Origin of the sequence: Steroidobacter sp., assembly GCF_016790065.1 — a bacterium.
Lineage (GTDB): Bacteria > Pseudomonadota > Gammaproteobacteria > Steroidobacterales > Steroidobacteraceae > Steroidobacter.
Map to the genome: position 1 here is coordinate 1 of NZ_JAEUPY010000902.1, position 11,468 is coordinate 11,468.

Annotated in this window: 9 protein-coding genes; 8 read left to right on the top strand and 1 reads right to left on the bottom strand. The window is 60.3% G+C overall.

Annotation, left to right across the window (positions count from 1 at the left end; translation table 11 throughout):
- The 6 genes from JNL55_RS36130 to JNL55_RS36155 form a co-directional block, all read left to right on the top strand.
- Positions 1–1,957, top strand: a 1,957-nt coding sequence (locus JNL55_RS36130) for a S9 family peptidase (RefSeq protein WP_293866567.1), incomplete at its 5' end; no start/stop codon positions are given.
- Positions 1,958–1,985: 28 nt separating this feature from the next.
- Positions 1,986–3,503: a serine hydrolase domain-containing protein gene (locus tag JNL55_RS36135; RefSeq protein WP_293866570.1), complete on the top strand. Its 1,518-nt coding sequence runs from the start codon at positions 1,986–1,988 to the stop codon at positions 3,501–3,503.
- A 95-nt stretch (positions 3,504–3,598) separates the two neighbouring features.
- On the top strand, positions 3,599–4,168 hold the full coding sequence (locus JNL55_RS36140; protein WP_293866572.1) for an RNA polymerase sigma factor: 570 nt from the start codon (positions 3,599–3,601) through the stop codon (positions 4,166–4,168).
- A complete protein-coding gene (locus tag JNL55_RS36145) occupies positions 4,161–5,156 on the top strand; it encodes a FecR family protein (protein WP_293866575.1) in 996 nt (331 codons plus the stop codon). Before JNL55_RS36140 ends, JNL55_RS36145 begins: the two co-directional genes overlap by 8 nt.
- 77 nt (positions 5,157–5,233) lie before the next feature.
- A complete protein-coding gene (locus JNL55_RS36150; protein ID WP_293866578.1) occupies positions 5,234–7,795 on the top strand; it encodes a TonB-dependent receptor in 2,562 nt (853 codons plus the stop codon).
- Positions 7,796–7,808: 13 nt separating this feature from the next.
- Positions 7,809–8,909 (top strand): alpha/beta hydrolase, encoded by a 1,101-nt coding sequence (locus JNL55_RS36155; RefSeq protein ID WP_293866581.1) that lies wholly within the window; start codon positions 7,809–7,811, stop codon positions 8,907–8,909.
- A gap of 33 nt (positions 8,910–8,942) precedes the next feature.
- Here JNL55_RS36155 and JNL55_RS36160 read toward each other — a convergent pair whose 3' ends face one another.
- Positions 8,943–9,671 (bottom strand): class II aldolase/adducin family protein, encoded by a 729-nt coding sequence (locus JNL55_RS36160; RefSeq protein ID WP_293866584.1) that lies wholly within the window; start codon positions 9,669–9,671, stop codon positions 8,943–8,945.
- A 174-nt stretch (positions 9,672–9,845) separates the two neighbouring features.
- Here JNL55_RS36160 and JNL55_RS36165 point away from each other — a divergent pair, with 174 nt between their 5' ends.
- Together JNL55_RS36165 and JNL55_RS36170 are read left to right on the top strand one after the other, a co-directional pair.
- Complete coding sequence (locus JNL55_RS36165) at positions 9,846–10,949, top strand: serine hydrolase domain-containing protein (protein ID WP_293866587.1); 1,104 nt, start codon at positions 9,846–9,848, stop codon at positions 10,947–10,949.
- A gap of 120 nt (positions 10,950–11,069) precedes the next feature.
- Positions 11,070–11,468: RNA polymerase sigma factor (locus JNL55_RS36170; protein ID WP_293866590.1), on the top strand; the 399-nt coding region annotated here is incomplete at its 3' end.

The following is an 11,468-nucleotide window of genomic DNA, read 5'->3' on the forward strand; positions in this document are numbered from 1 at the left end:
CTTCACGCTTGCCGAAGCGCAGGCAGCGCGACGAGGCACTCGCGTGGAGTTCCTGGAAACAGCATCGGCTGCGCAGCGCCGTTACGTTTTTTGGCTCGACGAAGGTCAGCTCATCGTTGCAAAAGAACCGGAGTTCACACCACGGGTTGTGGCAAGCGGCGAAGCTGGTGTGGTCACGCGAGCGTTTGCCGTGCCAGGCGGGCGGACGATCTTTTTCATACGTAATGCCGAGCTTAGGCAAATCGATGTGGCAGAAGGGGCCGCGTCACGGCTCGTCGCGTCGGGCGGACGTGTGCCGGTGCCGCTCGCCGTTTTCAGCGATCGAGCCTTCGTGGTCAAAGAAGACAAAGTTCTTTACGAGTATCGCCGGAATCCAGCGGACCAATGGCAACGTCACCAGGTCTTGCAGACGGACGATCGGCATGCCGCCGCGATCGATGTGGGCAGCGTGGTCTATTCCCCAGATGGCACTCAGCTGGCGTTCGTCAGTCATCGTAAGCAGGGGCAGAGCTACGTGGCGATTCACGATATCGCCAAGGACGAAACTCGTTATCTGCAACCCAGCATATTCCGTGATCAGTTGCCGGTGTGGTCGCCGGATGGCAACGAACTGGCCTTCGTGCGCGTGCCCGGCAACTGGACGAGGAACTATCGATTCACGCCGCAGCGTGAGGGCGCTCCTTGGAACATCGTCGCAGCCAACGCGCGCACCGGTGTATTGCGCACGATTTGGACGGCGGATCCTGGCCCAGGCAGTGTCGCAACGACGGTCGCACCTCTGTGGCTGGCGGATGGTCGCATCCTGTTCTCTTGGGAGAAGACCGGCTGGAATTTGTTGTATGCGGTACCGGCACGAGGCGGGGCGGCGACCCTGCTCACTCCTGGCGAAGGAGAGATCGACAGTCTGGCGTTGAGTGCTGACGGTCGAACGCTCGTTTATGACAGCAACATCGGAGATCTCGGACGTCGGCACGTGTGGAGTCTCGCGTTGGCCGGTGGCGAACCTAAAGCACTGACGTCGGGACGAGGGGTTGAAAAACAGCCGCAGTTCACCGCCGGCGGATTTCTGTTGCATGCGGTCTCTCATAGTGAGAGCGGCGCGCCTCATCTCGCCGTGCGAACGCCTCAAGGAGCTGCCCGAACGGTCGCGTTGCCATCTACTGAAGTTGCGCGGCAATCACAGTCGGTGTGGTCGCAGTTCGTGCCGCCTGACGTGATTCAAGTGCGCGCCGAGGATGGCGTGGTTGGTCATCACGTGCTGCTCAAACCGAAGCGGGCTGCCCCACCAGAGGGGTATCCGGCCATCATCTACGCACACGGCGGGCCGACTCAGCAAACGCTGCCGGGTGGCGGCCGCTACGAGTTCGCGCAGTATGTCGCGAGCCAGGGTTATCTTTTCGTCGATATCAACTATCGAGGCAGCACGGGTCTGGGTCTGAACTTTCGGTTGCCGGCAGGGCGAGGCGCAACGGGCGGTAGTGAACTGGCCGATGTCAGCGCGCTGCTGAAGTACCTCAAAGCACGCGGTGACGTGAACTCGAGGCGGCTGGCAATCGTCGGCGCCTCTTATGGCGGGCACATCGTGGGACTGGCGATGACTCAGCTCGCCGATCAGTTCGCCGCCGGTGTTTCTTTGTTCGGCGTCGCGGACTGGGTGGTGGAAATGCAAAAGGATGAGAACGCACCGCCAACTTTCATTCGTCTCGCCGAGCGAACTCAGATCGAAGAACAGGCCTATCTGTCGTCGCCGACCTCCCGGATCGAACAATGGCGTGCGCCGACGCTGTTCACCATGGGGGATCTGGATACGCAAGGTCACATGGAATCGTTGATCGATCTGGGGTACCAGTTACTCGCACAGGGAACACCGGTGGAGTTCTATGTCGATCCTGAAGGTCGCCACGGGCTGTTTCCTCAGCAGCGCGTGTTCGAGTTCTTACAGCAGCACCTGAAATGAGATCGTGATCTTGCACAGAGAAAACTTGATGAAGTCTGAATTGCGTGCCGCTAGTACGGCGCTGGCGTTGCTGTTGTCGGTCTCAGTGCACGCGGCGGATAAGCCCGATGCGCGCATCCGCGTCTTCGAGTCATCGCTACGTTCGGCGGTGAGCGTCGAAGGGCAGGCTGATCCCCAATGGACTGTGCAAGAGCGGATGGCGTACTGGAAGGTGCCAGGCATGAGTATCGCGGTGATTCGCGATGGCAAGCTCGCGTGGGCCAAGGCCTATGGAGTGTTGCAGGTCGGCGCGCCGGGAAAAGTCGATACGCAGACGATGTTCTCTGTCGGCTCGGTGAGCAAAGTGGGCGCGGCAGCCTTGACGCTGCGTATGGTGGATGCAGGCAAGTTGGATCTCGATGCCGATGTCAACGGCTACCTGGCGCGGTGGAAGGTGCCGGAGAACGCGTTTACCTCGGTTCGTCCGGTCACCTTACGAGGCATCTTGTCGCACACCGCGGGTTTCTCTGTGTCAGGTTTCAAGGACTACGCTCCACACGAACCGATACCGACGCAGCTCGATACGTTGGAAGGCCGCGCGCCGGCGAAGAACAATCCAGTCCGCGTCGAGTTCGTGCCGGGGACCAAGTTTCAATATTCAGGCGGCGGCATTACCGTTGAACAATTGATTGTCGAAGATGTGGCTGGGGTGGATTTCAATCGCGCGGCGCGCCAGTACTTGTTCGATCCCTTGGGGATGAAGCGTAGTTCCTATGAAAATCCGTTACCGGCTGAGTACGGAAATATCGCGAAGGCGCATGACGCAGAGGGCAGACCGCGTGCGTTGCCTCGAGGCTACGAGACGATGCCAGAGATGGCTGCGTCAGGTCTTTGGACGTCACCGAGTGACTACGCGAAGTTGGTCATTGCCATCATCGAGTCCTACCAAGGTAAGACCAGTAACTTCTTGAGTTCGGCGCTGGCGCGACAGATGTTGAGCGAGACCGGCCCGAGCTGGCATGGACTGGGGCCGGTGCTGAAAGGTGCTGGACTGGGGCGCGCCTTTTTTCATCACGGCTCCAACGATTCCTACAAGGCCTACATGGAAGGTCATCCCAATACCGGCGATGGCGTGATCGTCTTCACCAACGCGACCAACGGCAAGGACCTCTATCCAGAAGTGGTGCGGGCCGTGGCGGTCGCTGAGCAATGGGCGCCCGAGTTGAGCGATCATTGGCGAATCAACCCGCTCGCGCTCACCGCCGCTGAGCTCAATGAATTCACCGGGATCTATGAGCGCCAGAGCGCGACCTCGACCTACCGAAATCGCGACCGTGCTGGGATCAGCCGCATCTTTTTGCAGGATGGCAGCCTGCACCTCAATTTCAATGGCGGCGACGACGGCTATCGCATGATTCCGATCGGCAGCAACCAGTTCGTCTATGAGTCCATGGTGGGGCTGGTGCTGGAGTTCGTACGCAACTACGACGGCCAGATCGGCACCTTGCTCATCAAAACGGGAGGCGACGTGGCCGAGTTCAAGAAGACGCCGACGCGCGAGCGCTAGCCAACCTAACCAAGACGTTTGGCGGAGCGAAACTCCCCTCGGGCTCGAGATTCTTTTTCCGGGCAGGCAGCCGACTGTTCCCTGTATGCTGCCTCATGTCCGAGTCATTGCAGGATTGGTTCAAGCGAGAGATCGTCGTGCATGAGCGCGCGCTGCTTCGCTATATCCGCAATGTTTGGCCGCAACTCGGCGAAGTCGAGGATATTCGACAGGAAGCCTACATCCGCGTCTATGAAGCCGCCGGCGTAGCCCGGCCCGATGCACCCAAGTCGTTTCTTTTTACTGTCGTGCGCAACATCATGGCGGATCGCATCCGGCGACGCCGCGTCGTCTCCATCGAGATGCAGGACGATCTGGACGCGCTGAATATTCTGATCGACGAGAACTCGCCCGAGCATTGTGTCGGAGTCCGCGAAGAGTTCTTGAAGTTGGTCGCAGCGTTCGAAGCTTTGCCGATCGAATGCCGCGACGTCGTTTGGCTGCGCAAGGTGGAACGTCTCACGCAAAAGGACGTCTCACGTCGGCTCGGCGTGTCGCAAAGGACGATTGAGAAGCGTGTGGCCCGCGGCATTCGAATTCTTGCCAAGGCTGTCTTCAATGAGGCTCCCGACCCCAAGGTCCAGGCTGAGGTTTCGACGGACCGTACGGAGCGCGAACATGGATAGCCGCGAACACATCGAACAGCAGGCCGCGGAATGGTTGGCTAAGCGCGACAGTGGGCAATGGTCTGCCGAGGACCAGGCTGCTCTGTCTGCCTGGCTCGCCGCCTCGACCGCACACATGGTCGAGTTTCTGAGGCTGGAGGCAGCCTGGGACGGGGCCAATCGACTACAGGCGCTGGGCGCTCAGCTGGAGCCTGTCGCCAGGCCTTTGCAACAGGCATGGCATTCAGCTCCTTCCTTCAGAGGCGCGTTGCGAACTGCGGCATGGGCCGCTGGGCTCCTCGTATGTGTGGCGCTGGCCTCATCTTGGTACTGGAATCGGAACACTTACTCGACGCAGATCGGCGCGACGCTAGCTGTGCCTTTGCCAGAGGGGTCGACAGTCACGCTGAACACGGCGAGCCATGTTCGAGTCGACTTGAGAGATACACAGCGGACCATCGAGCTGGAGCGGGGCGAGGCGTACTTCGAGGTTGCCCACGATGAGCATCGGCCGTTCGTCGTGATCGCCGGCAAGAGTCGGATCACCGCGTTAGGTACGGCGTTTTCCGTGCGCCGGAACACTCCCGACGACGTTCGAGTGACGGTTGCCAAAGGACGAGTTTCAGTCGTCGTGGACTCGGCCGTGGCACGCGCCGAGAGCGACGCGCGGATAGGTGCACCTGTCGAGCTCGATGCTGGCTCAGTCGCAGAGGCGGATCGCGAGGAGGTCAGCGTCCTGAAGCGGCCGCTGTCTGAGATCGAAGAAGCGTTGAGTTGGCGCAGCGGCTTTTTGGTGTTTCATGACACGCCGCTGATCGAGGCCGTGGCCGAGTTCAATCGTTATCACACCCGCCAGGTGATCATTCAAGATGCGTCGCTCGCGACCATTCCCGTGAGCGGAAACTTCCGTGCTGGCAACTTCGACGCGTTTTCGCGGCTGCTGGATGTCGGCTTCCAGATTCGAATCGAGGAACAGCAGGACGGCCGCCTGTTGCTTCAGAGCAAATAATTCCCGAGTCCGAAGGGGAGTTTGCTCACGTCAATCGTCCCGGTGATGCAGTGGCGCTGTCGATACGGGGAGATGACGTGAGTACTAGAAAAATTCTGGTTTGCGCAGTGGCGTTCGCGCTCACCTGCATGTCAGCCGCGGTTCGCGCGGAAAATGCGATCACGGTCAGCATCCCGTCCGGGGATCTGGCTGCTGCGCTGGAATCCTTTGCGAAACAGACCGGGCTGGAGTTGGTGTTCCGCGCGGATCAATTGAAAGGGATTCATACCGAAGGTCTCTCGGGCACATTGACGCCGCGGGAAGCGGTGGAGAAATTGTTGAAAGGGACTGCGTTCGTCGCACAATCGGATGCGACGACCGGCGCGATGTTGATCGCGCCCGCCAGCCCCGCCGTCGAAAGCACCAGCTCGAATGTCAGACCCGCCACAGAGTTGGTGGAAGAGATCATCGTGACGGCGACCAAACGCGCCGAGAGCATTCAGGATGTGCCGCTCAGCATTACGGCGATCGGCAATGCGGACATTGAAAGCCGCGGCTTGAAAGGCATGGGAGATTATTTGTCGGCGGTGCCTGGTGCCAGTTTTGTCGAAACCAATTCGGTCTCCAGCGCCATCGTCATCCGTGGTATCGAAACCGCGGCTCAGTACCAGAACTTCGGCTCAGGCACCACGGTGGCCAGTTATTTCGGCGAGACGCCCATCACCAACTCCGCCGGCATTCTGGGCGGCAGTGGCGTTGATTTGAAGCTGGTCGACATCGAGCGTGTCGAGGTGCTGCGCGGTCCGCAGGGAACCTCTTTCGGAAATTCCTCTCTGGGCGGAGCAGTACGCACGATTCCGGTGGCGCCGAAGCTCGATAGAACCGGCGGCAAGGTCGCTGCGAGTTATTCCGTCACGGGTAAGAGTGGCGGCGACAACCAGATGTGGCAGGGCGTGTTCAACGCGCCGCTCGTTGCCGATAAGCTGGCGATTCGCGCCGTGGCCTACAAGTACAACAACAGCGGTTACTACGAGAATGTGTCCGGCTCCGACCCGGCCATGCAGGCTTACGTGGCCTCGCTGGGACCCCGAGCGGTGTCCTTGGCAAGCAACGCGGATGACAGAGGTCGAGATCTCGCTTGGGGCGGGCGCGTCGCACTGTTGTGGCAGGCGACCGATGACTTGAAGCTCACTCTTTCCTATCTCTATCAAAAGATAGAACAAGACGGTTTCAGCTCTTCGCAAGGTTTGGGCGACGGCTACGGCTATGTCGGGTTACGGATCTATCCGTCGCACGCGTTACGAGGCAGCGTAGACAGCATTTACGACAATCGTATCGGCATCGCCAACACCGTGCTGGAGTACAACTTCGGCTGGGCTGCTCTGGTCACTGCCGCGTCGTGGGTCGATTCCAAAAGTATTTACACCGAAGGCGGCAATATAGACGCTCCCTACGACGGCGCCTACCAGAGTCCGCATACCGCGTTCTCCGGTGAAGTGCGCCTCGCGTCCAAGCTGGACGGTCCGTGGCAGTATCTGGTTGGCTTCTTTCACGAGAAACAAAGCAATTTCGCTCACGAGAACAATAGCTCGGTGGAAATTCCTGCCTTGAATCCGTGGGGCGACGGCATCAACGACGTGCTCGGCATATTCGACACTACGCGTGAGTTGAAACAAGACGCAGTGTTCGGCGAGTTGTCCTACGACTTGAGCAGCAAGCTGACGCTGACTCTCGGTGCGCGCGCCTACCGTTTCGATAGAAGTAACAAACTGCTCGCGAGCGGTTGGTTTACCGGCGCTCCGCTGGATGCACCCAATGTGTCCGAATCGAGCATCAGTAAGTCGGGGAACACCTACAAAGCCAATCTGAGCTATAAGCCGACCGACCAGGCGTTGCTCTACGCCAGTTTTTCACAAGGGTTCCGCTTGGGGCGGCCGGCGACTGGGCTGATTCCGGGAATTTGCGATACCGACAACGACGGCGTGGTGGACGGCTCCAATCTCACGATCGCCTCTACGCGGGTGATCGACTCGGATACCTTGGACAACTTCGAGCTGGGTGGCAAATTCACGTTGCTCGAGGGGCGCTTGGTAGTCGACGCCAGTGTGTATCGAGCGAACTGGAAAGGGCTGCCTACTAACGCCAGAGCCACCTGCCGCGACTTGGCGTACTTCTATGTCGCCAATGCCGGCGAGGCCACTTCGCAGGGATTGGAAATTCAAACCAGCTACCGCCTCATGCCGGGTCTGAAGCTCGATCTCGGCGGTTCGTATACGAATGCCGAGCTGAGCGTAGATGTCCCGACCCTCGACGCGGTCGCGGGCGATCGTTTGCCGGGCTCACCCAAGGTCAATGTCAGTTTCGGTATCCAGTACGACACTGACATTGCCGGGCGCGCTGTGTTCGTCCGCGCGGACTCGGCATATCGGGGCACATTCTTCGGCAATCTGGCGCAGACTCCGTTGACCGAGGCGGGCGGCTACGTCACCGCGAACCTGCGCTCGGGTATCACGATCAATAGCGTCAACCTGGAGTTGTTCGTGAACAATCTGACAGACGTGAGCGACTACGTCTTTAGAGGCACGGGGAACACCGATCGCGGCTATGGATATCGCATGCGACCCCGCACCGTCGGGCTGCAGATGGGTTATAGCTTCTGAGACTGAGTAACGCATGAAACACATTGCGAAGATTGCGGCGGTGGCGGCCATCCTGCTCACGAGCTTCACTGCCGCGGCGGCAGAGCCAACCAGCAAATACGACCCTCGCAAGACGATTGCGGCGGAGCAGATGCTACCGCGCGACGGTATCGATGAGATGCTTGCCATTCCCATCAATGAAACCAAGCAATGGCTCAGCATCCGTGGGGCGAGGGCGGATAATCCCATCCTGCTCTATATTCATGGCGGGCCGGGCGCGCCGATGATGGCCGAGAGCTGGACCTTCCAGCGCCCCTGGGAGGACTATTTCACTGTCGTGCAGTGGGATCAGCGTGGTTCCGGCAAAACTTTTTCCGAAGCGCGACGCCAATGGGATCCGCGCACGACCGTCGATCAGCTGGTCGATGATGCAGAACAGGTCGCGCTCTATCTGCGTCGTCACTATGGCAAGCAAAAGATCTTTCTGCTCGGCCATTCCTTCGGCAGCATCCTCGGTGTCCGGCTGGCGCAGCGACATCCGGACTGGTTCTACGCCTACATCGGACTGGGGCAGATCGTGAATGGGCGGCGTAACGAGGCGGCTGGCTATGACTGGACCTTGGCCGAAGCGAAACGCAGGGGCGACGCGCGAGCCATCAAGGAACTGGAGGCTATCGCTCCGTATCCCGAACGCGATGGCACCGTGCTGCCCAAGAAGACTCAGATTCAACGCGGCTGGGCAGTCCAGTATGGCGCCATGTTGCATGGGATAGCCGAAGACGACGAGTCGCGGCGCCGCTCGCTCAGCCCGGCCTATGATGACTACGATTTGCTATCGACCCAGCTCGGCCAGGATCTGTCCGGCGAGCGGTTGTGGATCGAAGGGATGAAAACCGACTTCGATCAAAAAACGCGCTTCAATTGTCCTGTGATCCTCATGGGCGGACGCTACGACAACATCACCGCCACGACGGTGGCGCGGGCTTGGTTCGATACGCTGGACGCGCCGAAGAAAGCCTTCGTGCAATTTGACCGTGCCGCGCATTACGTGGTGAACGAAGTTCCAGGCGAAATGCTCATCGCTCTGGTAACTCAAGTCCGCCCGCTGGCCGGCGCCGACCTGCCACCGCCTTGATGGAAAGTGCCGCGTGCCAGCGCTTCGCCTGCATCAGTCGGCGAAGCAAGCATCCTCTTCCGCCAGCATGGCCTTCAAGACATTGAAGTGGGTGACACGATCTGCTTCGATCTGTCGCATCTGTAACGCGGTGAGTTGGACCGTTTCCTCGTCGATGCGCAGCGTGGGCGCTCGTGCAGATTCGGCGAGCAATTGAACCTGGGCAGTCCGCTCCAGAAAGTACAAGTCATCGAACGCCAAGGCGATGGACGGGCCGGTGACCAGCACGCCGTGATGACGCATCATGATGATGGGATGTTGTTCGACGGCACGGGCGAGGCGTGTGCCCTCGTCGAGGTCGTTCGCCAGACCCGCATAGTGTTCGTCGTAATGGATCCGTCCCACGAAGCGCAATGAATTCTGGCTGATGGGCTCGATCTTGCTGGAAGTGCAGGCCAGCGCGGTGGCGTGCGGCATGTGGGTATGAAGGACCGCCAGCGACTGCGGGCAGTGCTTGTGGATTTCGGAGTGGATGACGAACGCCGTCCGCTCCACAGTGCCGCTGCCGCTGATCACGTTGCCCTCGGCGTCGAGTTGCAGAATGTCCGACGGCCGCATGCGACTCCAATGCACCCCCCAACGGTTCACCAGGAACGTGCCATCGCTCAGCATGGCGCTGAAGTGATTGTCGATGCCCTCGTGGAGGTCGAATCGGGCAGCCAGGCGTAGCGCCGCTGCGAGGTCGCGGCGTGCGCGAATGAGTTCTTCCGTTGCAACGGACATTCCATTCTCCAGGCGAGGACGGTACGGTTCATCATATTCCAGCCCGCCGGCGGCGCGGCAGTTGGCTGATGAAAATAAGGAAACCTCGACCTCCGGCATCATAGTCAAGGAAGGCGCTCCGCGTAGCGCGCAGGCCACGAACCTTCCATGAACTCGCCATGCTCGCCACCCGCCATGCTTGAACGTCTCGCGATTGCGCTTAGCTTGTTCGCCGTGTCGACTACGATGGTGTCTGCGATGGCGCAAGCAGCATCGCCGCCGACACTACGGGAACAAGTACAGTCGGTGGTCGAGCAGGAGCGGATTCCCGGACTGGCGATCGCCGTCGCAAAAGAGGGCGAGATGCTGTGGTCGGAGGGCTTCGGCTACGCCAACCTGGAACTGAAGGTGCCCGTCACTCCGCGCACGCGATTTCGAATCGCCAGCATCAGCAAATCATTGACCGCCACCTGTGTGATGCGGTTGGCCGAGGCGGGCAAGCTCGATCTGGATGCGCCGCTGCGCCGTTATCTACCGGCGTATCCCGAATCAGGTCGTGCGATCACCGTCCGGCAGCTCGCGTCGCATCGTGCGGGCATCGTGCACTACAGTGATGAGGACATGATCAACACGGTGCATTACCCAACCATGAGCGCGGCGCTCGCGAGGTTCAAGGATCGCCCGCTGGCGAGCGCACCGGGAACCCACTATCTGTATTCCAGTTTCGGTTACAACCTCATCGGTGCGGTGGTGGAGAGCGTGACCCAGCAAAACTTCCCCGCAGCCATGCAGGCGTGCGTGCTCGGTCCGTTGAGTTTGCAAGGCACAGTGCCGGACGAGTACGGGAAGGTCATCGACAACCGCACTGCCTTCTACGAGATCGATAGCACCGGTGCGGTGTCCAACGCGCCGGCGGTGGACAACAGCGATCTGTGGCCGGGCGGTGGCTACTTGTCGACGGCCGAGGATCTGGTGCGATTCGCGACGGCCGTGGTGTTCGGCGACTTTCTGCGGCCGCAGAGCCGGCAGTCGATGCTGACGCCGGTCCCTGAGAACGTTTCCGAGCAGCAGTTCTATGGAATGGGTTGGTCCACGCGCACGGCCGAAGGCATGACCATCGTCGGCCACAGTGGGGCGCATTTCGGCGCCACCACTCGGCTCAGCGTCTATCGTGAACCGCGCTTGGCGGTGGCGGTTCTGACGAATGTTTCGCCGAAAGAGGAGTCGGACCTGGATACACGTCTGAAGGCCTTGGCGGACCGCATCGCGCGCCAGTTCAGCGAGTCGCGAGCTCACTAGAACTCGGGCGGCGACCGACCGGTGCGCTGTAAAATCAAGGCATTGGCAAACGCATCCCCCTCGGAATGAGGAAACCGCGGGTTGCGGCATCTTAAGGAGAGGCACACCGTCGTTCCCTGCATGGCCCCATCCCATCCATCGCCCGCCGATCCGCGTATTGCCCTGGAGCAATACGGGGCGGCGTTGCGTCTGTTCTTTCAACGGCGCATCGGTCCGAACCGGGCCGAGGTCGAGGATCTGGTCCAGGAAGTGTTCGTGCGGCTGATCAATCGCCAGGGGGGCGAGCCCATCGACAACCTGGCGGGCTATGTTTTTCAGACGGCCGCCAATCTGTTGCGTGAACGAGGGCGTCGCTCGACTCGGCACGGTGTGGCCGGCGCCGCCTATCTGAGCGCGGGATTGCTGGAGGGCGACGAGGATTTTTCCGCCGAGCGCATCTACACGGCCCGCGAGGCCTGGGCGCGGATCGAACAGTCCTTGCAGGAACTTCCGGCTCGCGTGCGCGCGGTCTTCATTCTC

Bases quoted from the DNA above. Each gene is read 5' to 3' on its own strand.
- JNL55_RS36135 (WP_293866570.1), top strand. From the start codon at position 1,986: ATGAAGTCTGAATTGCGTGCCGCTAGTACGGCGCTGGCGTTGCTGTTG.
- JNL55_RS36140 (WP_293866572.1), top strand. From the start codon at position 3,599: ATGTCCGAGTCATTGCAGGATTGGTTCAAGCGAGAGATCGTCGTGCAT.
- JNL55_RS36145 (WP_293866575.1), top strand. From the start codon at position 4,161: ATGGATAGCCGCGAACACATCGAACAGCAGGCCGCGGAATGGTTGGCT.
- JNL55_RS36155 (WP_293866581.1), top strand. From the start codon at position 7,809: ATGAAACACATTGCGAAGATTGCGGCGGTGGCGGCCATCCTGCTCACG.
- JNL55_RS36160 (WP_293866584.1), bottom strand. From the start codon at position 9,671: ATGTCCGTTGCAACGGAAGAACTCATTCGCGCACGCCGCGACCTCGCA.
- JNL55_RS36165 (WP_293866587.1), top strand. From the start codon at position 9,846: ATGCTTGAACGTCTCGCGATTGCGCTTAGCTTGTTCGCCGTGTCGACT.